We start from the raw sequence: 218 nt of genomic DNA, 5'->3' as shown, positions 1-218 counted from the left end.
CAAGGTCCCAACTACCATCGGCGCTAGAGAGCTTAACTTCCGTGTTCGGTATGGGAACGGGTGTGACCTCTATGCCATCATCACCAAACTATGAAGGCATATTCCTTCAAAACTAGATAACATTGCTACATATTATATGGTTAAGTCCTCGATCTATTAGTATTCGTCAGCTCCACATGTCACCATGCTTCCACCTCGAACCTATCAACCTGATCATC

The 218-nt window shown here is 44.5% G+C and carries 2 rRNA genes; both read right to left on the bottom strand.

From position 1 onward, the window contains the following. Nucleotides 1-88 (bottom strand): 5S ribosomal RNA (gene rrf / locus AC0L0O_RS30150); the annotation flags it as partial. Between the two features lie 48 nt (nucleotides 89-136). Then, nucleotides 137-218, bottom strand: a 23S ribosomal RNA gene (locus tag AC0L0O_RS30145); the annotation flags it as partial.

The organism is Bacillus sp. GS3m_15504 (assembly GCF_055825275.1).
This window is presented reverse-complemented; position numbering and strand designations above follow the sequence as displayed.